This is a genomic window from Nostoc sp. CALU 1950 (genome assembly GCF_051172895.1).
GTDB classification, from domain to species: Bacteria; Cyanobacteriota; Cyanobacteriia; order Cyanobacteriales; family Nostocaceae; genus Nostoc; species Nostoc edaphicum_A.
On the sequence record NZ_JBDNJQ010000023.1, the window covers coordinates 17,646 to 40,734 of the forward strand.

The 23,089-nt window shown below is 41.7% G+C and carries 20 protein-coding genes; 8 read left to right on the forward strand and 12 right to left on the reverse strand.

Annotated elements, in window-relative coordinates; genetic code table 11:
• Positions 1-95 precede the first annotated feature (95 nt).
• On the reverse strand, positions 96-1,466 hold the full coding sequence (locus tag ABF638_RS09255) for a DUF2252 domain-containing protein (protein WP_435022192.1): 1,371 nt from the start codon (positions 1,464-1,466) through the stop codon (positions 96-98).
• A 181-nt stretch (positions 1,467-1,647) separates the two neighbouring features.
• On the opposite strand from ABF638_RS09255, the gene ABF638_RS09260 reads away from it, so the two are divergent.
• Positions 1,648-2,328 carry a RibD family protein gene (locus tag ABF638_RS09260; RefSeq protein ID WP_435022194.1) on the forward strand — a complete coding sequence of 227 codons (681 nt, stop codon included), beginning with the start codon at positions 1,648-1,650 and terminating at the stop codon, positions 2,326-2,328.
• 62 nt (positions 2,329-2,390) lie between these two features.
• On the opposite strand, the gene psbA is transcribed toward ABF638_RS09260, so the two are convergent.
• From psbA to ABF638_RS09275, 3 genes are all read right to left on the reverse strand, one after another.
• A complete protein-coding gene (gene psbA / locus ABF638_RS09265; RefSeq protein WP_069068940.1) occupies positions 2,391-3,473 on the reverse strand; it encodes a photosystem II q(b) protein in 1,083 nt (360 codons plus the stop codon).
• A 175-nt stretch (positions 3,474-3,648) separates the two neighbouring features.
• Positions 3,649-3,999 (reverse strand): histidine triad nucleotide-binding protein, encoded by a 351-nt coding sequence (locus ABF638_RS09270; protein ID WP_435022197.1) that lies wholly within the window; start codon positions 3,997-3,999, stop codon positions 3,649-3,651.
• Between the two features lie 191 nt (positions 4,000-4,190).
• The gene (locus ABF638_RS09275; RefSeq protein WP_435022199.1) at positions 4,191-4,685 is read right to left on the reverse strand and encodes an SgcJ/EcaC family oxidoreductase; all 495 of its coding nucleotides are present in this window, start codon (positions 4,683-4,685) and stop codon (positions 4,191-4,193) included.
• Positions 4,686-4,920: 235 nt separating this feature from the next.
• Between ABF638_RS09275 and ABF638_RS09280 the strand changes: the two genes are divergently transcribed.
• Complete coding sequence (locus tag ABF638_RS09280; protein ID WP_435022201.1) at positions 4,921-7,122, forward strand: PAS domain S-box protein; 2,202 nt, start codon at positions 4,921-4,923, stop codon at positions 7,120-7,122.
• A 1-nt stretch (position 7,123) separates the two neighbouring features.
• Here the strand turns inward: ABF638_RS09280 and ABF638_RS09285 are convergent, their stop codons facing one another.
• Complete coding sequence (locus ABF638_RS09285) at positions 7,124-7,438, reverse strand: hypothetical protein (protein WP_435022203.1); 315 nt, start codon at positions 7,436-7,438, stop codon at positions 7,124-7,126.
• A 321-nt stretch (positions 7,439-7,759) separates the two neighbouring features.
• Entirely contained in the window at positions 7,760-8,080 is a 321-nt protein-coding gene (locus tag ABF638_RS09290; protein WP_181929510.1) for a hypothetical protein, read from the reverse strand.
• A 364-nt stretch (positions 8,081-8,444) separates the two neighbouring features.
• Here ABF638_RS09290 and ABF638_RS09295 point away from each other — a divergent pair, with 364 nt between their 5' ends.
• Positions 8,445-9,323 (forward strand): phosphodiester glycosidase family protein, encoded by an 879-nt coding sequence (locus tag ABF638_RS09295; protein WP_435022206.1) that lies wholly within the window; start codon positions 8,445-8,447, stop codon positions 9,321-9,323.
• Between the two features lie 40 nt (positions 9,324-9,363).
• Here the strand turns inward: ABF638_RS09295 and ABF638_RS09300 are convergent, their stop codons facing one another.
• Complete coding sequence (locus ABF638_RS09300; RefSeq protein ID WP_435022208.1) at positions 9,364-11,646, reverse strand: glycoside hydrolase family 10 protein; 2,283 nt, start codon at positions 11,644-11,646, stop codon at positions 9,364-9,366.
• Positions 11,647-11,916: 270 nt separating this feature from the next.
• Between ABF638_RS09300 and ABF638_RS09305 the strand changes: the two genes are divergently transcribed.
• Entirely contained in the window at positions 11,917-12,228 is a 312-nt protein-coding gene (locus ABF638_RS09305) for a threonine dehydratase (protein ID WP_435022210.1), read from the forward strand.
• Between the two features lie 340 nt (positions 12,229-12,568).
• On the opposite strand, the gene ABF638_RS09310 is transcribed toward ABF638_RS09305, so the two are convergent.
• The 3 genes from ABF638_RS09310 to ABF638_RS09320 form a co-directional block, all read right to left on the reverse strand.
• Positions 12,569-12,946 carry a type II toxin-antitoxin system VapC family toxin gene (locus ABF638_RS09310; protein ID WP_435022212.1) on the reverse strand — a complete coding sequence of 126 codons (378 nt, stop codon included), beginning with the start codon at positions 12,944-12,946 and terminating at the stop codon, positions 12,569-12,571.
• The gene (locus ABF638_RS09315; RefSeq protein ID WP_435022214.1) at positions 12,936-13,181 is read right to left on the reverse strand and encodes a hypothetical protein; all 246 of its coding nucleotides are present in this window, start codon (positions 13,179-13,181) and stop codon (positions 12,936-12,938) included. The genes ABF638_RS09310 and ABF638_RS09315 overlap by 11 nt, the downstream gene beginning before the upstream one ends.
• Positions 13,182-13,486: 305 nt before the next feature.
• A complete protein-coding gene (locus ABF638_RS09320) occupies positions 13,487-13,696 on the reverse strand; it encodes a hypothetical protein (RefSeq protein WP_094352741.1) in 210 nt (69 codons plus the stop codon).
• Positions 13,697-14,062: 366 nt separating this feature from the next.
• Here ABF638_RS09320 and ABF638_RS09325 point away from each other — a divergent pair, with 366 nt between their 5' ends.
• A complete protein-coding gene (locus tag ABF638_RS09325) occupies positions 14,063-15,112 on the forward strand; it encodes an adenosine deaminase (protein ID WP_181929507.1) in 1,050 nt (349 codons plus the stop codon).
• Positions 15,113-15,480: 368 nt separating this feature from the next.
• Complete coding sequence (gene mutL / locus ABF638_RS09330; protein ID WP_435022217.1) at positions 15,481-17,208, forward strand: DNA mismatch repair endonuclease MutL; 1,728 nt, start codon at positions 15,481-15,483, stop codon at positions 17,206-17,208.
• Between the two features lie 358 nt (positions 17,209-17,566).
• Here mutL and ABF638_RS09335 read toward each other — a convergent pair whose 3' ends face one another.
• Together ABF638_RS09335 and cas12k are read right to left on the reverse strand one after the other, a co-directional pair.
• Complete coding sequence (locus ABF638_RS09335; RefSeq protein WP_435022219.1) at positions 17,567-17,782, reverse strand: hypothetical protein; 216 nt, start codon at positions 17,780-17,782, stop codon at positions 17,567-17,569.
• A 591-nt stretch (positions 17,783-18,373) separates the two neighbouring features.
• Entirely contained in the window at positions 18,374-20,284 is a 1,911-nt protein-coding gene (cas12k, locus tag ABF638_RS09340; RefSeq protein WP_435022221.1) for a type V CRISPR-associated protein Cas12k, read from the reverse strand.
• Between the two features lie 68 nt (positions 20,285-20,352).
• Between cas12k and ABF638_RS09345 the strand changes: the two genes are divergently transcribed.
• Both ABF638_RS09345 and ABF638_RS09350 read left to right on the forward strand, forming a co-directional pair.
• Positions 20,353-20,784, forward strand: coding sequence for a MerR family transcriptional regulator (locus ABF638_RS09345; RefSeq protein ID WP_265271863.1), 432 nt, complete (start codon positions 20,353-20,355; stop codon positions 20,782-20,784).
• A gap of 75 nt (positions 20,785-20,859) precedes the next feature.
• Positions 20,860-23,085 carry a DEAD/DEAH box helicase family protein gene (locus ABF638_RS09350; protein ID WP_435022223.1) on the forward strand — a complete coding sequence of 742 codons (2,226 nt, stop codon included), beginning with the start codon at positions 20,860-20,862 and terminating at the stop codon, positions 23,083-23,085.
• Positions 23,086-23,089: the final 4 nt, after the last annotated feature.

The window sequence follows — 23,089 nt, forward strand, 5'->3', positions numbered from 1 at the left end:
CTTGCGATTAATTTTAAGAATTTTTAATTTGGAGCGTACTCTTTCAGAGAAGCAAGCTACGCGCAGCGTCTCGTAGAGAAGCAACTTGACTAGAGTTAGAGTGTCACCTTTTGGTTATAAGCATTAACAAAACTCGTGTAGTCATACTCGACTTGAGTTGCATAGTCCACCGAAAAGTTAACAATTTCGTCTTTGAATACAGCCTTGTTACCGCTCACAATATCAGTCACTTCTTTGTCAACGCTTACGGGAATAATCACAGCATCGTAGTCTTTATCAGAAATTGCATGGTTCTTGGCAACAACCTTCCCTGCATACCCCATTGCATCCATGAATTTTGACTTAGTAGTGAGCAAAGTATAATCAAAGTCCACTTGATAGGGTGATTTTTCATGCAGCATAAAAGGAATGCTACTGACCGTAGTATAGCCAACCAATGGATCAGTATTAGAGAGCATTGCTTTCGTGGCGATTGTCACTCTTGCCCCTTCTTGGTTTCCGTAGACTGAACTTGGTAGCAAACCTGGAACTGCGATCGCAACTGCGCTATTACCTTCCTGCTTCATCTCTAAAATGCGATCGTCGTCGGGTGCTGAACTTGGGCCCTCAATCAATAAGTAATATCGGTACTTTCCAAGACTACCAATGCCTGAACCTAATTTGAGGCGAATGTCCTTGAGGGTGTAGTAACTATTGTTGTAGCGCTTACTGCTCGGAATTGAAGCGATGTAGCTGCTCATAGCCTCAGCAATGTCTGAATAGGTGCTGCTGGATACAGACTTAAGTTCCAAAGTTGTCTGGAATACTCGATTGTTACTGTTATTTAACTGCGTATACTTATTTAAAAACTTCAAACGACTCTTATCTGATACCTTTTCAATCAAATCTTTGACCACACCATTCGTATTGCTGGATTCCAAACGATATGACAGTTCATCATTGGTTCCCTTAAAGTCACTCATCTTGTTCAGATAAGCATCCAAAAAATTCCTGACAATATCCTGAGCATCGCTTGAGCTAATACCGTTCTCTTTAGCTGCCAACAGAATGGAGACTGCCATCCGTCGCAAGTCCCAAACGTAGGGGCCAAGATAGCCTTCATCAAAATCAGTGGTGTCAAAAACGTTGTTATCGTTACTATCTCTCATCCCCCCAAGATTTTGCAGATGCATATCTCCCTCTAACCAGATGGCTGATGTTGAAGAATTCACAAATTCTGAACTTGGCAAGGTCTGCATATCACGATAAAAAATGTGAGCCGTCCCTCGATAAAAGGCGAATGGGCTAGCTTTCATCTTTTGTATCTTCGTTTCCAGTTCTTGAGGCAATTGAGAAGCAAAGGGATGATTGTATTGGTAAATTTCATTTTCCACCCAAGTCGAACGGGGAGTTGCAGCTTGAACTGGAGATGCAAACCCCAAAATTAAAATTAAGACAACTGCGATCGCAGATATGTGTTTGGGCATGACAGTCTCTTTGTAAAAAAAATGACTTTTATTAGACTCTTGTGTAGATACAATCATCCAACAACAATTCTTTTACCACCTTTAGCTATAGCTTAGAAAGTGATTTAAGGCACAATGCAACAACTATTCATGTCAAAGAATTCAAAAAGGTAAAATTATAAAGAATTGTCAAAACGTAATCATGTCAGCTATCCAAACAACTGTGGTTCTTGCCATGACGGCCGATGGAAAAATTAGCGCCGTAGATCCTAAAGCGCCTCGTGAATCCGATCCAGATGATCAAGCACACGTGGAGTATCAAGTCTCCCTTGCTGATCTAATCCTGGTAGGAGCAGGGACAATTCGGGCTGAGGGGGTAACTTTTACAATTCGCAATCCCGAACTTTTGGCAGCACGTAAGGTTCGGGGTCAGTCTCCCCAGCCTATTACCTGCGTTGTCTCAGGTTCCCTTGACCTAGGGCTGGACTTGCCTTTTTTAAGTCAGGACATCGAGCGCTGGATATTTACAACACGAACTGGTTTAGAACGCAATTCTGATACAACAACCTTACAAAAACTGGCTGAATTAATTGATTTGGGAGATACAGACCTGGACTGGGATCGGGCTTACAGCTTGATGGCAGAGCGGGGTATTAACAAGGTAGTTGCTTTGGGAGGTGGCTCTTTAACCGCTGCTCTAGTGCACGCAGAGCGAATTGACGATTGGTGGTTGACAATTTGGCCAGTTATTTATGGAGGAAAGCAGGCCCCTAGCCCAGTAGAGGGAGAAGGTTTTGTTCCTTATGCTGCTCCTCATCTCCAACTCGTTGAAACTCGTCAGATTGGAAGTGAGTTGTTTTTACACTACCGTACACTCAAGTAGAGAATACTAAAAAGCGCTCTCCCGAAAGGGAGAGCGCTTTTTAATTTAGCTAAACTTCAGAATTAACCGTTGATAGCAGGAGCAGTAAGAGCTACAGGAGCAGAATCGCCAGCAGCCAAATCTAGAGGGAAGTTGTGAGCGTTCCGCTCGTGCATTACTTCCATACCCAGGTTAGCGCGGTTGATTACATCCGCCCAAGTTGCAATCACACGACCTTCAGAGTCAATGATTGATTGGTTGAAGTTGAAACCGTTCAAGTTGAACGCCATTGTGCTTACACCCAAGGCGGTGAACCAGATTCCGATTACAGGCCATGCTGCTAAGAAGAAGTGCAGTGAACGGCTGTTGTTGAAAGAAGCGTATTGGAAGATTAGACGACCGAAGTAACCGTGGGCTGCAACGATGTTGTAGGTTTCTTCTTCTTGACCGAATTTGTAACCGTAGTTTTGTGATTCAGTTTCGGTTGTTTCACGAACCAAGGAAGAAGTTACTAGTGAACCGTGCATTGCAGAGAACAATGAACCACCGAATACACCAGCTACACCGAGTTGGTGGAAGGGATGCATCAAGATGTTGTGTTCTGCTTGGAACACGATCATGAAGTTGAATGTTCCAGAAATACCCAAGGGCATACCATCAGAGAATGAACCTTGTCCGATTGGGTATACCAAGAATACTGCGGTTGCTGCTGCAACTGGAGCACTGTATGCGATCGCAATCCAAGGACGCATTCCTAAGCGGTAGGATAGTTCCCATTCACGACCCATGTAGCAGAATACGCCAATCAGGAAGTGGAAAACTACCAATTGGTAAGGACCGCCGTTGTACAACCACTCATCTAAGGAAGCTGCTTCCCAAATTGGGTAGAAGTGCAAACCGATAGCGTTGGAGGAAGGTACTACTGCACCGGAGATGATGTTGTTTCCGTAGATCAAGGAACCTGCTACTGGTTCACGGATTCCATCGATGTCTACTGGAGGAGCGGCGATGAAGGCGATTACGAAGCAAGCGGTTGCAGCTAGCAAGGTGGGGATCATTACTACGCCGAACCAACCGATGTAAATCCGGTTGTTGGTGCTGGTGATCCATTCGCAGAATCGATCCCATACGTTGGCGCTTTCGCGACGTTGTAAGGTTGTTGTCATTGTTCTATAAGTGCGGTTAGTTATTTATGATTTGGATAAGCAAATTTGCTTACCTATGTTTATTACATTAGAAGCAAAATGGAGATTTGTAAAGAAATATTACATAGGTATTGATTATGGCAGTGATTTTTTTTGGTGATGAACCGCGTCTAGAGACGCAATTCATCTGTTTTTATCAACCAGGGGGCCAGTCTAACTGCCGTCCTCCCAAAATGTGCAAATGTAAGTGATGGACTGTTTGTCCGCCGTCATCACCAGTGTTGATGACAACTCGATAACCATTTTTCAGCCCAGCTTCTTCTGCAACACGTTTGGCGGTTAATAAAAGATGCCCCAACAGAGCATGATCCTCAGATTCAGCATCAGCTAGTTGAGCAATGGGTTTTTTGGGAATGACGAGAATGTGAACCGGCGCTTGGGGATGGATGTCTTTAAATGCTAGGGACAAATTATCCTCATAAACAATATCAGCGGGAATTTCCCGACTAATGATTTTGCTGAAAATCGTTTCTGTAGTTTCACTCATGCCAATCTACCTACTTATCTGCTAGAGATTTTATATTAAGTCCGGCTAATCACTTATCGAAGTCTAATATTGATATAATGCACGAGCAAATTTCTGGTGTTGTTCTGCTAGATATTGAGGATAGATGAACTGAGCATTGCCAATAAAGCGATACACCCAGCGACGTTTTGTAGAGATTACCAACTTTGCAACTATGGCAGAGGATGAATGGCAGTATTCTGAGCCGAAATAATTTTCCAGCGCCCTGACTGCTTCTGAAGAACATATTTCATACGCGTTCTTAGCACTCCCGGTTCGGTCGGCTGTATACCTGGAGGCAAGGCATCATAACCACGTAGTGTTTGTACTGTCTCCACAATAGCTGCTTCTGAACCGAGCAAACGCACCTTCCAAATTTTGACATCAAGGTGAGTGTTCTTGAAAATACCACTAAAAAGTGTTGCGTGCCGCGATTTTGTAGCATCCTGTCCATCAAAGTACATGCCGATAATGTTAACAAAGTCAACATCCTGGCTAAAGTCCCGAACCCATGCTTGGGCATCATGTTGATTCCAAGCTTTTGTTTGCTCAGTCAGTAGCCTGCGGATAGCAATTTCATCCGGTACTTGAGCAATTACTAACGATGGAATCAAGACGAGTAAGGCAGCATTTATCCCTATCCAGCTAAAGCGCGGATAAATCATCATTAACTCAAATTAAATTAATGACTATAGAATGACACAACAATGAGACGACATTATGGCTAAAAATGAATTTAAATTTATATTAAAAATTAGCGGATTTCTTTGTGATTACTATGTATAAATCACCATCCCAAAAAATCCAGACATTTATACCTGTCACAGACTATATTTTATTACCAGTGCTATTAAAATCTTTAAAATATTCTCAGTATTTATTTTTACTATTTAATTTAAACTGATGGAGGTCATCTGCGGCAGAAAGGGCGATCGCATGAGCAAAAAATGGTATCGAATCCAAAAGCTGAAAGCAATATTCGTCCTAGCATTGGCAGTTATATTTACTAATGCTGTAGTCTCCTACGGCAACACTGTTAAGCTGATTCACAACCAGCAATGGGTGACATCCTCATATAAAGTTATTACTCAAGTTGAAAGTATCCAATCTAGACTCCAAGATACTGAGACTGCACAACGTAATTACTTAATTACAGCGGATGCAGATGATCTAAAAACTTATCTTGTAGCTTATGAAGAAACTAATCGCAACACTCAGACTCTCAGTAAGTTAACTGCTGATAACCATCAAACGCAGCAGTGGATTTCCTTGCTGGAGCCGAAAATTACCAGTAGGCTCAACATTCTGCAAGAAGAGATTTCCCTCAGACAAAACCAGGGATTTGAAGCAGTTCGACAGAGAATTTTATCTGTCAAAGACAAGCAAAACAGCAAAGAAATCCAACAGCTTATTCACGACTTTTTAGAGGTAGAGCAAAATTTATTACAGCAGGGAATGCAGCAGTCGCAAGCAAGTTCCCAAAAGGCGATAGTTACATTTTTTATCGCTGCTATTGTGGATTTGGTTTTGGTGGCGCTGCTGTATGACTTGTTATGGCGTTATATCAGGCAACTTCAGCAGACAGAAATGGCCCTACGCCAAAGCGAAAATCGTTTACGAGCCATGATAGATGCAGAACCAGAATGTATCAAATTAATTGCCAGGGATGGCACCCTTTTAGAAATTAATGCAGAAGGGCTGGCGATGATGGAAGTGGAAAGTGCTGATGTTTTGATTGGCAAACCAGTTGATGCTGTAATTGTGCCAGAGTATAGAGCAGCCTTTGCCGACTTGCATAAAAGTATCTGCCAAGGTAACAAGGGGACTTTAGAGTTTGAAATCGTTGGATTTAAAGGCACTCGCCGCTACATAGAGACTCATGCTGTACCACTGCTTAACGAATCTGATGGGACGTTAATCCATTTAGCACTGACGCGAGATGTAACTCAGCAAAAACAGGCAGAACAGAAAATCCGTGAACAAGCAGCGCTGTTGGATGTATCAACTGACGCAATTGTGGTACGAAATATCCGCAACCAAATTTTGTTTTGGAATAAAGGTGCCCAGAGTTTGTACGGCTGGAAGGCTGAGGAAGTTTTGGGTAAGAATGTTTTGCAACTTTTGTATAAAGAGATTTCACCACAGCTAGAAGATGCTTACTTGACGGTAATGAATACGGGTGAGTGGCGGGGTGAGTTGCATCAACTGACAAGGGAAGGTAAAGTAATTATCGTTGAAAGTCGGTGGACACTGATACGACATGATAATGGACAACCCAAATCCATTTTGAGTGTGAACACCGAAATCACGCAGCAGAAACAACTGGAAGCTCAACTTTTGCGATCGCAACGTTTGGAGAGTATCGGTACTTTAGCTGGCGGTATCGCCCATGACCTGAACAATATACTATCCCCAATTTTAATGTCAGTTCAACTGTTGCAGAGGAAATTGCCCGATCAGCAGAGTCAGCAAATACTGCAAACTTTAGAAAATAATGTTAAACGTGGTGCTAATTTGCTCAAGCAAGTATTATCTTTTGCACGAGGTATTGAAGGCAAACGAACAATTGTCCAAATTCAGCCTTTGATGGCAGAAATTGAGCAAATTATCGCTCAAACATTTCCTAATTCCATTATTTGCCAGATAGATATCCCTAAAAATCTCTGGTACGTTCGTGGAGATATAACTCAACTACATCAAGTGCTGATAAATTTAGTCATCAACGCCCGCGATGCCATGCCCAATGGCGGAATTTTAAGGATTGCGGCGGAAAATCTGGTGATTGGTGAACATTCTGCCCAGATAAATATTGATGCGAAAGTAGGTTCTTATATTGCGATCGTGGTGACGGATACTGGGATGGGGATGTCATCGGAAGTCCAGGAACGGATTTTTGAACCATTTTTCACTACCAAAGAGGTAGGAAAAGGTACGGGTTTAGGACTTTCCACGGTGTTAGGTATTATTAAAAATCACGGTGGTTTTGTTAATGTTTACAGTCAAGTAGGCAGAGGCACTCAATTTACAGTGTACTTACCTGCCTCAACATCCAGAGATACACATTCGCTGTCTCTAGAATTGGAATCAGTTATAGGAGATAGCTAATTTATTTTGGTGGTGAAAGTATCACAAACAAAAAAATACTGTCAACCAAGACTTTCTGCCCACGTTGGAAATGAGAACAGTCTAACTTAGTCCTCAGCCGGAAGTTCAACAAGTCATAGCGAGGTGAACCATCTGCATGACTTGCCCTTGGTGGGATATCGATTGCTTCTATTGGACAACCGCCAATTGTGGAATCTGGAGTCACCCTAAAACTAAAGCCCGATAATTCAAGGTGCTTCACTACAATGTTTCGCAAATGACGAGAATTATCAATCACAAGCTCTACCTCAACTTCGATAGCAGTTGGAAACTCCATGAGTTTGGGGAAGTAAGTATTGAAAAGGTTGAATAGTTCTGGATTATTCTTGACAAAAGTAACTTTTTGAATATTAAAAACCTGCCAATTTACTATAGTTTGGAAGGTTTTTTAGGTTAATAGAAATAAAAATATCAGTTAACATGATACGCCGTTATCACTATTTTCTTGTCTTGACTATACACGGACTCGACTCTTGGGTATTCGTTATGAATCCACCATACTTTTATTCTATTAGACTGTGCAGGTGCGCTACCTGAGATTGAATATCCTGCCTGAGTCATTAAGGTTTCAAAAGTATTTGAGTCGAGAACCGTACAATTAAAAGCTGTTAGTCCCTGTATTTGATGTCTGTTGAGGGTCATAGCTACCCTGGTAAGTCGTAAAAATTCTATATCCTGGTAATACTAAAGCAATTCCAGTGTTACTGTGAATTTTACCGGGATATTTATAGGGAATATCATCTGGTACGCTCCCACCAATACGAAAACTAAAACCAAGTAGCCATATATACAAACCAGGTAATAGTAAATCCATACTATATGTAATAGCTCTCATTGCTTCATTTTCTTTGAAAGAAGCAGAATTTCTGGCTATGGCGAATTTTTTGGAGATATTTTTTAGGTTTGTGCTTCGTAACATGGTCTTAATTTCAATCCCCAATAGGGATTTAGTAATTTTCAAGCGTTTCAATCTCTATGAGGGACAAGGTGTTTTGCAGCGCTTGTCTTTTAATTCTAACAAGTGGTTTCCATTGAGTAGGTCTTTTGAGAGCATTTTTACCATCAGCCAAAAATTAGCGATTGCCCAGAAACAGAAATATCACAGAGTCAGCGTCAATTACTTTTATGCTTAATCCAATTTTTAAAACTTTGATTTTTTGCGGTTCATTAGGTAGTAACCAACGCGCAAAACTGTGAAGGTATTTTTCTGCTAATCTTTTACAGATGTTGTAAAAGTATTATTAAATCAACTTTGTTTTAGCTAACCGCAAGTGAGTTTAAATGTGAGGAAAATCAAACTACTGGCTTTGATATTAATTAGTTTGACAATGGTGTTGTGGTTTAATTTGCGTTCTTCAACACCGTCAATACCGACTGTTGCATCTTCACCACCAAAAACTATTCGCTACTTCGAGCGCACTTTGCCCAAAAGCATAGCTCACATCGTGTTAATTCCAGCTAATAGCAGATTTTTGGTGACTCCTGCATTATCACAGAAGGTAGCCACTGTAGAGGAATTTGCCCAGAAGCATCGAACCGTAGCTATTTTGAACGCAGGCTTTTTTGACCCAGTTAACCAAAAATCTACATCCTATGTCATCCTACAAGGGAAGTTGGTTGCTGACCCCAAGGAAAATGAGCGACTGGTAAACAATCCCAACTTAAAACCTTACCTGGGTCAAATATTCAATCGTGCAGAATTCCGCCGCTACTTATGTGGGCAAACTATCAGTTATTCTATTGCCCTACATAGTCAGTCACCACCAGCAGGTTGTCAGTTAGTCGATGCTATAGGTGCTGGCCCCAGCTTATTACCAGAACTCACGTCAGTAAAAGAGGGCTTTGTGGATAATGCCAATAAACGAGATGCACTTGGCAGTAACCAACCCAATGCCAGGACTGCTGTGGGTATCACCCGTGATGGCAGCGTTATTTTAGTTATGGTGGCTCAAAAACCCTCAGCTCCCGCGAACTCTGGGATATCCTTACCAGCATTAGCTGATTTTATGAAAACTCTTGGTGCTGATCAAGCGATGAATCTGGATGGGGGGAGTTCGTCTTCGCTTTATTACAAGGGCAAAACCTTTTACGGGAAGGTTGATTTGGAAGGAAATCCTATCAAGCGTCCCGTGAAATCAGTTTTGCTGGTTCAGGAAAATTAGTTTTAAAGGCTATCTGAGGGAGGAAGTCTTTACTTTCCTCTTACCGCCGACTGCGAAAACCCTGTCTTCCATTAACTGGGTCAAAGAGAACATCGTATTTATCAAAAAATGCGATGCCAGTATTTACAAATATAGGAAGTTCTGCCTGTGAAGAAATACTCAAATTCCAGCGATTAAATCCGTCGCGGGTTCCTGGTACCAAGCTGTAATCAAAAATGCTATTAATTGCTACTTTCAGAGCATTTGCTGAACGTAATACTCCTGGTTTGAGTTTACCTGCTGTGGAAGCTGACTTGAATTCAGCCAAACCATTAATGGTTCCAGTATCAGTGATCATTTTGCCATTACAAGAATTTTTAGCAGAACTCCCAGCAAGAGTTAAACAAACTTTACTCAGTTGAGAGTCCCATCTGTTACCGGGTACACCATTAATTTCGCTTTGTTTACTCCAAGGAGCCATTTTGAAACCTGCTTGATTGTTGGCAGTCAAACCGAGAATTAGGCTGCCATTGTTGTTACTACCACCATTTCCCATCACGATAAATCCGTTACTCAGATTTCCTGGTAATTTCCTCAACGGATTATAGGGAAGTGACTTTTCAAAATAGTTGACACCGATAATACCGGAAAATGGCGCACCACTCTTTGCTGAACAATTAGGCTTTTGGGGAATACATTGGCGGCTAGTAACAACTTGTACCGGAACGGGTTCTGCTGCGGGAAGCAAACCAAATCGGACATTAGTATAAACTAATTCTCCCTCCAGGATAGTACCATCACTTAATACCTCCTTGATATTTTGTCCCGTTCTGCGGATAGGAGCATTACCTAAAAACTCTTTGGGAACTCGCAGCCCTGCTGAACCTGTATCTAATAAGATACGCTTTGGTTGACCATTTGCGATCGCCATTTCCAGAAAATAGCCGCGAACCCGTTGACCAAGGGAAGGTTTTGGATATAAAGGTAGGGATATAGTCTCAAAAGTTGGTTTTCGGGGTGTATTTTGAGAGATATCACGTAACGCTGGTTTTGGGAAAAGGGCCGCAAATGCTGACTGGCGTTGCGCTGCTGGTTCAGGGGCGATATCCCAAAGGCTTTCGTAGTAGAAAAAGCCGCTACCTAAACCGCGTTGTTGCGCCGCTTGTACCTGGGATTGGATTTGTGGCATGGAAACTGGGCGATTTCGTAACCCAGCCATAATACCGATACCAGTTGGGATGACTTTTTGGGTTTCTAAAATTTCTGGGCGATTAATTTGAGCGATAAAACTTTCTAAATCATTACGGTATACCTGCATGACCAACTCATCCACAATACCCAACCGTACCCAGTTCAGCCAGTCTTGCAGTTGCAGCTTGTAGGCAAAATCATAGTAATTGGGAGAAACTGCGAAGATAGCATTCGGTTTTCTAGCTTTCACGGTTTGGTGGAGGTGTACCATGAATGCAGTAATTTTATCTGCCCGCCATTTTATCCATGCTTGGGCTTGGGGATTGGGTGGGGGAGGATTACCAGTTTCTTGAGTATATAGATTAATTGTGTACTTATCGTAGCCAAAATCCACAGGTAAACTCATGTGGTCGTCAAATTGAACGCCATCAGCATCGTATTGAGTAATGACTTCCATCACGAGTTCGGTGATAAGCTTTTGCACTTCGGGGTGAAACGGATTCAACCACGCTACTTCACCCGCAGCACTAATTGAAGTTTGAGTCCCATCCCGTTTTTGTGTTAGCCAATCTGGATGCTGGGATGCAAGTTCCGAAGTTAGGGGAACCATGAAACCAAATTCAAACCAGGGTATTGCTAGTAGACCTTCTCTGCGGGCTTGGCTGATAATATCTGCAATCACATCTTGTCCATCTGTTCCCTTGAAGAAGAAGGGAATACCCTTTTTTTGCATGATGGCGCTGGGGTAATGTGTATAGCCATCGTTCCACACGACTGGATAAACGGTGTTAAAGTTTAGCTGCCGCAATTGGCTCATGGCTGCTTGCACCTTTGAGCGATTTCGGAAAACGCTAAAATCGTTACCACTCAGCCACACCCCCCGAATTTCTTGACGAGGTTGAGGAGGTAGTTGGGCAATAGCAGGAGCAAAAGTATTGAGTAGTAATACCGCAAGAAATGATATCAGACACAAGAATGGCAGCATACGCTTCCTTAAAAGCCACCAACCTTGACCGCTACTAGCTGCAACTCTACCAGACGCTTTGCGTAGCTTGCTGCGACATAGGAGTAAGCCTCTACGTATAGGCTTAAATAGTAAGTTAGTTAGAGTAGCATTGATTTCTATGGTTTTTCCCCAGAACTGAGTTGTCATTACGTCTACTGACTAAATAAGGTTTATTGGTTATATTTAATTCCATATCAAGGTGAAATTGCTGCACCAGGAAAACTGATACAGTAATTTAGCTGCAATATGGTTGACGCAGTTATAGAGTTAGTAGTGCCAAATAGAAATGTTGCAAATGTAACCTGTAAGAAATTCTCGTTGCTCTCACGCCTATGCCTGGTAGATTTTTTGCATAGCACCATTCCTCCTATTGGAATTAAGTCACAATGATAATAGGCAATCATAGAGGGTGCTGTTATGTTTCGTTTAACTCAAACTGTTCGGAACTTGTTCCTTCGTCTTCAAGGCTTGTTTGGTGTTCTATTCAAAAGTGTTTCCAATTTCGTAGGAAATTTATTTGGTTTTTTTGCCAAGCTGTTCGGATTTAGTAGTTCTGGTTATTTCTTGGAATCTGATGAAGTGCAAGGCATAAAGCAAGCTTCTGCAAAAGAGCCAATTGAAACGAATCGGGATAACACTGCTAAAATTCCTACCACTAACCGCCGTCGTCCTAATGCCAAAATTGACGACTACTACCTCAACATGGCTCGTGATGTGAAAAAGAATTAAAAAAAGCCATCAATTGGAAGGTGATCTTAGTAATGCGTTAGCGTACCACTCCGTGGAAGCAAGCTACGCGCAGCGTCTGGTAGATAAACTCGCCGTAGGCATCGCTTTGCCAGGGTAAGATCATCTCAATTAGGGTTGACATAAGGACTCAGAAGACTTTTAGCCTGCACTATGCCTAAATGTTAGTAGTGCGTAGGCATAGCTCATCGTAGACATCGTTTTTAGATCGAAAAAGATAGATCGAAAAAAATAGCCAAAGCTTTCTTTTGCTTATCGCTTGAGCATTGCGGCGATTAAGCTACAGAATTTTTGTTTGACTTTTTTACTTATTGTGTAGGGACTACCACTTAATTACTGTTAAAATTTTTATCTTCGCAAACTCTTGATCGGCAGTCACCAAACTTGCTGAATTTTGGATCGCCATTGCTGCAATAATTGCATCTGGTAGTTTCAACCGATATTGCTGGCGAATTTCATTGATTTTCTTAATCAAAACAGCATCACTCGCCACTAAATTGACAACCTCAACTCGTTGCAAAAACTGCTCAAAAAGCTGAAGATCCTCTTGACTCAGCCCAGAAAACGCGAGAAATTCAATTTTGCTAATAACTGAAACTCCAATCCAATCAGCACCTTGAAGTAATTGAATAAGTTGAGAATTTCCTTGGAGCAGAGCTACTATCGCATTCGTATCCAACACGTAGCGATTACCACTCATCGCGTAGATTCCTCTGCATAGCTACCGCATCTCCCCGCCAAGTTAATCGCCCCACCAAATCAGAAAAATCATAACTAGGTTGCTTTTCCTCTGACGAAACTGGATTTAAAACAACTACAACGTTCACTTCCATCGCCGCTAACTGCGTTGGAATATTAAGATTTAAATATCCTGATTCATCGATTTTAGTTGTAAGTTTTAAAACTTCCATTGCCAAATAATTAGTAAACCTCATCTTATTCTAGATTTTGTAGAGCGAACATTGCTCAATCAGATCCCCAGAACCCCGACTTTTTTGAAAAGTCGGGGTTCTTGTACCTCACAATAACGTGAGTTCGACGGAACTAAAAAATGGCAGGAGCAAGATCAACTCCCCTCTCCTCCCAGGAGAGTGTTTTGATCCTCTATCTAAAGCACAAAATACGCAACAACGTTGCTGTTTATCCGGGGTTTTCAACCTACCCTTTAATAAAAGTTTTGTCCAGCTTGAGGCTGGACAATAGTTAGAAATATTTTTGAGATGGAATATTTACTTGATTTTTAACTTACCAAATCAACTAAGGCGTTGCTTTGGAAGCGGACTATAGATGAAACTGAGCATCCGCGATAATTCTCAGAGGTGAATACTGATAGTGTGATATTAGCTTGACCGGGATCTAAAATGCGCTTTACCTTGCAGGTTTGCATTTTGTTGTTGCAGTAAGCAATAATGCGATCGCCAGCCTTGACTTCTAACGCTTGAATTTTCAATTAATACCAACCTTGCCAGGAGTTTGCTTAGTTAAAGGAAAAATATATTGCTATATTTTACTTGCTCAACAATAGCAATGTTGTTTTATTGTAACACAAAAATTAATTAAAGACATTAATGGTATCAATTTAATCTTGATAGTGTCAAGTTTATTCATCCTCAAAACAGTATTAAATGCTGGATTTTCAGAAAATAAGGAAAAAATATCGACCTTCACCCAGCATCTAGGTCGGAGCCTCTGTTGAAAAATCCAGATAGTGTAAACCTCTGCTCGAACTTCTCTGAAGCTAAATTTTTTCGAGTACAGATTTTTTCTTTCTATGTTTTTGTTACAATTATTGAAATTTTTACCCAAAAATACCACTATGGCTTTATATGCTGAATTACATAGACATCTGGGCGGCTCCGTCGTACCACGAGTTTTATGGCGATATTTCGAGCGACATTCTTCAGAGTTGATTTCCCGCTTTGCTGACTATTCAGACTTTGAAGATTTTTATACTCGCCCACGCAACACCTTGGATGAGTATCTAGAATTACACACCTTGGTAGAAAGTGTGCAAACTGTGGATACTTTGCCTTACTTTATCTATCGCTTGGTGCGGGGTGCTTACATTTTTGAAAATTTGGCTTATTTGGAACTGCGTTACACTCCCTATCTACGAACACCTGAGCATCTGAATCAATCCGAAAGAATTGACAAGATGACAGAGATTGTGCAGGTAGTAGGACTTGCCAGCCACCAGCCAGAACATCCGATTGTTACTAGCCAAATTCTCTGTATGCACACACGTCTACCTTATGAGGTGAACAAGGCGATTGTTGATTTAGCGGCGCAAAATAAACAGTATGTTTGTGCAGTAGATGTAGCGGGGGGTGATAGCTATTACGCCGATCGCTTAGAAGAATGGATTAGCTTATACGATTATGCGCGATCGCTGGGTGTTAACACAACGGGACATCTATATGAAACCACCGCAGGTTGTTATCCAGAACTATTACCCTATCTAATGCGAATTGGTCACGGCATCCAAATTCCCCTACTGTATCCAGAGTTACTTAATGATGTGGCTAAACGCGGGCAATGTTTAGAGGTTTGTCCGACAACTTACCTGAAAACAGGTACTTTGCAGGATATACGTCAACTCAAATTAGTTTTTGACCGTTGTTTTGATGCTGGGGTTGATATAGCTATTTGTACTGATAATGCTGGATTGCACAATGTGCGTCTACCGTTTGAGTACGAAAATCTCTTGACTTACGACATTATTAGTTTTGAACAACTACAAGCTTGTCAAGATGCAGCTTTCCGTCATGCTTTTGCTTGGCCCTATAGTCAACGTCCCGCATCCCTGTTGAACGGTTTACTGAAACCTGAACCACCTAAAGTTTTGGCTATGAGAGATACTAATTAACAATCACCTAGAAATATTCATAAATTAAGGTGATTTAATGTTAATTAATGTTGCAATCACTGATTTTTTCTGATGCTGTAGAGAAAGTTGTAATGCACAATAGATATCTTACAAAAATCAATGTCTTAGAAAAAACCACAAATAAACACAGATAATTCATCATGTTTATTTGTGGTTCCTTTTTTGTTGATTTGGATTTTTGCTATAAGTCTCACGGAGGGAAGATTTGGCTTCATCAGAAAATTATCAAAAATTGCCTTTTAATTGAGTTTTCTTGACAATTAATAAAAATTTCTCATAAATTTCCCCCATTATCTCCCTCAACTCCCCTATCTCCCTCTGCCCCTAGAAGCTATAAACTATAATTTATGGCATCTACTATTCAAGCTCTACCAACAGAAGTCGTATATCTCATTACAGCTGGTGAGGTAATCGACTCTTTAGCTTCTGTGGTGCGGGAATTGGCAGAAAATTCTCTAGACGCAGGTGCAACCCGAATTGTGGTTTCTCTATGGCCGCAACAATGGCGAATTCGTGTTGCAGATAATGGTTGTGGAATGAATCTAGATGATTTGCAACAAGCAGCGACAGCCCACAGCACCAGTAAAATTCGCTCTAGTGCCGATTTGTGGAAAATTAACAGTTTAGGGTTTCGTGGTGAGGCGTTGCATAGTTTGACGACTCTAGCAGATTTGGAAATTTTGAGTCGTCCTGTGGGTGGAAAATTAGGATGGCGAATAGTTTACGGTGACGCCGGGGAAGTTGTGGAAGTTGAAGTAACTGCGATCGCACCTGGTACAGTGGTTACAGTTTCCAATCTTTTTGGTAATTGCTCATCTCGTCGTCAGGGATTGCCTACAGCAGCACAGCAAATAAAAGCCGTGCAAGCCGCAATTCAACAAATCGCTATGTGTCATCCCCACGTCACCTGGCAGATTTGGCAAAATGACCGTCAATGGTTCACCATTTGTCCCGCTGCCACAACTGGGCAGCTGCTACCGCAGATTTTACCCCAAGTGCGACAAGGTGACTTGCAAGAACTAAAACTCGAAATACCTAACCCTCCAAACTCCTATACAGAAGACGCGATTCATCGCGTCTCTCCCCACTCAGCACTAAATTTAGTGGTAGGATTACCCGATCGCTGTCATCGTCATCGTCCAGATTGGGTACGTGTAGCCATCAACGGCAGGATGGTGAAGACGCCGGAACTAGAGCAAACGATATTATCAGCATTTCACAGAACATTACCACGCGATCGCTATCCAATTTGTTTCTTACATCTTGCCATTTCTCCCGATCAAATTAACTGGAATCGCAATCCAGCAAAAACAGAAATTTACCTCAACGAAATCATTTATTGGCAAGAGCAAGTTACCCAAGCAATTAACCAAGCACTCAGCATCTCTTCTAACAATCTTAAAGAAGCTGTTCACACAACACGAGTTAGTAAATTACTCAAAGCCGCAGAAGCCAAAGGCGGCTACAATTTCAATCCTCAAAATCCTAACGAAAATCCCAAACCTTGTACAGACGCGATTAATCGCGTCTCTCCTAACTCTTTAAAAGCTGTCGCTCAAGTTAGCAATACTTACATTGTGGCGGAACATTCAGGTGGGATGTGGTTAGTAGAACAGCACATTGCCCATGAGCGAGTTTTATATGAGCAATTATGCGATGATTGGCAACTTGTACCCGTCGAACCGCCAATAATTCTTTATCAATTATCGCCAGCGCAAGTATCGCAACTGCAACGCATCGGTTTAGAAATAGAACCCTTTGGCGAACAACTTTGGGCAGTTCGTAACATCCCCGCACCTTTGCAGCAGCGAGACGACTGTGCAGAAGCAATTTTAGAACTTAGTTGGGGAGGCGATTTACAAACAGCCCAAGTAGCCGTCGCCTGTCGCAGTGCCATTCGTAACGGTACACCCATGAATCACCAAGAAATGCAGACACTTTTAGATAATTGGCAACGCACTCGCAACCCCCGCACCTGTCCACACGGACGCCCAATTTATCTATCCTTAGAAGAATCAGCTTTAGCTCGGTTTTTCCGGCGTAATTGGGTAATTGGTAAAAGTCATGGAATTTGATGTTTTTGGCAATACATTATAATAGCTGTACATGTCGATTGCCAAATTATTTGTCTGCGTTGACAAATTAATGTCCGTATTGCCAAAATAATGTCCACATTAATATGCCATCAAATTGTGTTAGCTAACCATTAATAAAATAATATCGTTAAACTTTTGAGCGTGGTGTGTTACTGTCATACATTAACCTTGCCAGCAAGACCTTACCCCCCTATGAGGGTTTGTGGTTCAAAGAAATGAAAATTGCTGTAAGTTGACAAGTTTTTGCCCCATTAGTCCAAGAATTCCATGACTTTTACCGATCTTTCAACCCACCTATTTTTAAGAGAAGTTTGTAAAACTCTCCCGAAAAAAATTGTCAATTTTCAGAGTTTTCTTTCAGCCCATCTCTAGCTAAGAATGCTTTTGAAACGTAAAAAAGTATTATCGTGCAAAGTCTCATTTTTCCTGATTTTAAACCATCTTTAACTGAGAAGGGTGTTGAAATACTTCTGATTGCTTTTGTTTTTTGTGTGTCCACTTCTTTCAAATCGCCTCTAGCTGGGAGGGGTGTTAAAACTACAACCCCAAGCACACACTGATTGTTTCCGATGGACTTTCAACCCGCCTCTAGCTGGGAGGGGTATTGAAACGAACAGAATCGGCACTAGTCAAAATCTCCATTTCGTCTTTCAACCCGCCTCTAGCTGGGAGGGGTGTTGAAACTCTGCGCTTCAAACCATTGATTTACCAATAGTTATGAAGGCATTTTTGTCACATCTCCCAAAATCGCCCGTCAGTTAATACTTAAAAAAGTAAATCAACTGACACATTAAAGTCTATAAACTTTATTAAACAAACGATTTAAAGTTTTGGCAGGAGTCCCAGGGAAATCGTCCCCGCTTTACCATGCCAAAAAATAATTAAGGTGGGTTCCTCCTTGGTCGGAGGTGATTCAGTAGCCACCACTGCGGTAAACCCGCACCTCTATTACTGGGGGCGCACCTTATTCCTGTCCGCAAGGGACAGCAGCATCAAGGTGGGCAGCTACCAGGGTCAGAAAGCAAGACTGTTTAACAGCAGTCAAACTAACCCAAATTTACACAGCACAGAGGCTTATAACAAGCATGAACTGCGGCGCTGTTGAATTTTCTTATTTTATTATCAAGGTTCGGTGTCTTGTCAATCAGTTTATTTTGCGGGAATGGTAAGCCGCGATCGCTAATTCTTTCGCTTTCTCTTGTGGACTACCTCGAATTGGCTGTTTTGACTCCTCTATCACAATTCCAGCTTTAACAGCTGACGAGTGAATATTTGCCATCAATCTGCTGTAACTCCATTGATGAACGCTAACTCGGTACTGTTTGGCATACTTTTTTTGAACTTTTATTAAGTCTGATTTTTGTTCAGCTTTGGTTTGAACCTCACTTTGAACTTGTTCTCGCATATTGTCCAAGTTAGGTAGAACAATACTTCCAGCAGAGTATGTTTGGGCGATCGCAATAATCTCTTTCGCTAGTAATCTATCTATATATTCCCCTAACTCCGATTCTCCAAACTGATTTGGTGCAGCAAGCGTTTGAGCTATTTGGCGTTGGTGGGATAAGGAATGCTTTTGCTGTCGCTGTCGATTTACCAGTTTGTAATTATCACCCAGTAGTTGTTTGATGCTGCGATAGGTAATTACTTGACCTGTAGTGCCGTCTACTACCGCTAGCGTTGCAGGCTTTTCTAAGCCGAGGCTAATACCAAGAAGAATATGAGATTGTCCTTTATATAAAGGTTTCGTGGGGCGAGGAAAAGGGTTATTAATTGTGTCTAAAGTAGAGTTTTGCCGTTTTATATGGGCTTGCTGTTCTTCATTAAGCTTGCCTTTGGCTTTTGTATTGGTGATAATTTTAGCGATTTTTTCGGCTTTTTCTTCCCTTACTTGATTGGTTCCTTCAATCGTCCATAGGCGGGTATCTACAGAACAGTAGAGAGTTACACGATTAACATTCCAAGGATCGCCTTTCCTTTCCTCTTCTTGCCAAGCAATACGCCCACTACGCAGAGTGAACAGGCTACTGGAGTGTTGATTTTTGCTATCTTTCTTAATTTGTTGATCTTCTAGGAAGCGTTTAAACCAGTGGAGTTGGCGAGAGTCACAATAGACTTGAAAACTATGCTCACTCAAACCGTTGAATTTTACACAGATACGCCCAAACTGGTTTTTAAACCAAGTCATGTCTTCGTTGCTTTCGTAAGCTACCGGGAAAGGTACTTTGCTAGATTGCCTTAAAAGGCTGTCTTGCCAAGATTTCGCCTCGGCTTCATTTGTTGGAACGGTGTGAGTGGCAACAACAATAGTTTCTAACCATTTGGTAACGGTTAAATCTCGACCTTTGGGAATTCGTGTTTCTAGCTGTTCTCTGATGCGTTCAATCTGAATTTCAAGTTTACGGCGACGTTGAGCAAATTTTTTAGCGTCTTCTTCTTTATCGTTTATTTTGCAACCATTTTTGAGCAAATAACTGATGGCGCAACGAGTCAAGTTATCTTCTGTATTGCGGTAAGTCTCAAATAAATTCTTTGATAAATTGCGATCGCTATCTGAATTTTGAGCTTTTTTGCGCTTTTTAGCTTTTTTCCCATTCGTTGATTGAGTTTCAGCAATATTGAGAGGAGCAAATTGAACCAAAATTTCAGCAGCTTTAATGCGAAGACTATCTAAGCTGACACCACTACTTTCTACCAATTCAACATCACTTTTGAGCATTTCCAACCAGCGAATTTTGCCTTCTAGTTGGAACTGCGATCGCTTCATCAGTGCCAACCAAGATTTGTAGATGTAATTGACTGTGGTGATCGCACTCGTATAAAACCGTCCAGGCTGACCAATAAAGCGAGAGTCAGTTTTCAAAGGTTCGCAGAGTTCTTTGACAATACTAGTGGGGTGTTTGCCCTTTTGTCGCCAACTCTCAAACTCTGGGTGTTGGCTTACCTGACGTAGTAATTCATTAATCAGTGGCGTATTTAACTCCGCCATCAACTCCCATAGTTTCTGGCGTGATGACTCTGAGGCTACAAGGCGACACTGAATAGTGATTTGGCTCATCGCTTTAAAACAATATTGTCTAATACTAACATAATTGTATTAAACGAGTCTTCTGTAAAATAAATTGTATGCAGGAGACATTTTTTACAAGCAAGGAAGCTGCTGAAATCACAGGCTGCACCCTTCGTCAGCTACAGTATTGGCGAGAGAGGGGGGTGATTGTTCCTGTAATCAGTGATACTGGGACAGGACGTAGTATTTATTACTCAAAATCTAATTTGCTGGAACTGGCTGCAATGTCATATTGGTTATCTGTAGGGTTAAGTTTTGACATAGCCAGCACCACGCTGAAAAAGCTGAAAGACCAAGAGCCGGAGTTATTTACTTCAGGTAAAGGTAAGCGGTTTATGTTGTTGTCCCAAGCGCAGGAGCGTTCGCTTGAGCTTGTGGAGTTTGACAGAAAAAAGGCGATCGCATCTTTGGATGCAGGTAAGCCTGTAATTCCGGTGTGGTTGGACGAAATTTATCAAAAGTTGGCGCTGAAGTTGGGAAAAAGTTAAAACTTCTGGGATAAAGCGGAAAAAGGACTGACGCTGAGGGCTTCGTGCTAACTTTGGTAAGACAGGAGTGATTTGATGAGCGACTTTAGCAAAGAGACAGACGCACGTATTAATATTGATGACCTTCTCCGCCAAGCAGGATGGAACCCGGCTGATAAATCTCAGGTAATGACTGAAATTTCGGCTCAAATGGCAGATGGAAGAAGAGGGAGAGCCGATTATCTACTACTTGACCAAAGAGGTCGTCCCTTGGCAGTGATTGAAGCTAAGAAGCGTGCGATTGAGCCTTATGTTGCTAAAAATCAAGCACTTCCCTATGCTCGGAAGTTGGAAGCACCATTTATTTTCCTCAGTAATGGCGAACTGATTTATTTCTGGGACTATCAAAACGATGATGCGCGGATTGTCAATTCTTTTTTCTCACGGCGGGATTTAGAGCGATTGCTGGAAATGCGCTCAACTCGTCAACCCCTAGCCACTATTGAAATTCCTGAGTATTACACCCGACAGGGAGAAATTCGCTTAGTCCGTCCCTATCAAAGGGAAACTATGCAAGCTATTGACCATGCCGTTGAATTGGGGAAGCGGCGATTTTTACTCGAACTGCCAACTGGAACAGGTAAAACTGATTTAATTTGTCTGCAATTAAAACGCTTAATTCAATCGGGATATGCAGAAAAAATCCTGTTTTTAGTGGATAGAGAACAATTAGCAAAACAGGCATTAGAAGCAATCCAAGATGTTTTAAATCAGTATGGTAGCTACTGGCTCAAGCCGAGTGTGATCCGCCAGGAGCAGCAAATTACAGTTTGCTTACTCCAAACAATGATTAGCCGCTATCGGGAGTTTACTAGCGGCTATTTTGATGTTGTTGTGGCTGATGAATGTCACCGTTCGATTTATGGTATTTGGCAGACGGCACTTACTCACTTTGATGCGTTCCATATTGGTTTAAGTGCTACGCCAGCAGCTTACATTGAACGTAATACTTTCGATTTCTACAACTGCCGGAATGAGCAGCCAGATTTTACTTACTCTATTCAAACAGCATTTGAGCAAAAGTATCTTGTTCCCTATCGGTTCGCTACTGGCATAACTGAAATTATTGCTGAAGGTGCTGAAGTTGATGAGGTTTATTATGACCCAGCAGCCTTTGAACGCAAGTGGACTAATGAGGCGAGTAACCGCCTAATGATGCAGGAATTTGATAGACTGGCTTGGGAGAATTATCAAGAATTAGCACCAGGACAAAAGATTGGGCCTGGTAAGTCAATAGTATTTGCTTTGACAAAAAATCATGCGGCACGGTTAACCAGATATCTGAACGAGTTACATCCAGAATGTAAGGGGCGTTACGCTGAAGTAATTACAAGTGATGTTTCTAATGCTGATGATTTAATTCGCCAGTTCAAATATGAGGATTACCCACAAGTTGCAGTCAGTGTTGATATGCTCAATACTGGCTTTGATTGCCGGGAAGTTTTGCACTTAGTTATGTGTCGGACAGTGCGGAGTCCAATTCTTTATCAGCAGATTCGTGGACGGGGGACAAGGACTGCGCCACATATTGATAAACGCAAATTTGTTATTTATGATTTTTTCAGAAATCACGAATATTTTAATGATAGCGATACTGATATTTATGCCGAAACTGGTCGAGGTCATGTATCAATTAGAAGCAACCAGCAACAATCCCGTCCTCGCTCAGAATTAATTGAATTAGGGCTGAGGGATAGATGGCAGCAGTATGTCAGTTATGTAGAAGTAGGTACAGAAGGGGAGCGGGTTGATAAGCGTGATTATGTCACTAACTGGGAGCAAACTATCCAATCTGCTGTAACTAATGATCCTACACTCCAGAAAATTCGGGATGGAGAATTGTTGGCGGAAACAGAAGAAACAGAACTGGTGCGGCGTTTGAATACACCCCGATACTACTTTAATGAAGAAAACCTGCGGCGAGCTTACCGCAATTATAATGGTAGCCTGATTGATTTTATTCGGGCTGCATTGGGAATATTAAAGCTTAAAAGTCACGAAGAATTACTAGAAGAAAATTTTAGAGCTTGGTTAGTTTCTCACTCTTTCGCACCAGCCCAAGCTCAGTATCTTTCTTTGTTGAAAAATCGGGGTATTGCCAAAGGTCAGCTAACCATAGATGATTTATTCTTGCCACCCCTCTCAGTTCTCAATGCTGCTGGTTTAGGTATAGAACTGTTTGGTGAGCAGGGATTGCGGGATATTTTTGATGAACTAAACCGCTCTGTGTTCGCGGTGGATGCTACAGGTACAGAGGGTTAAGAGA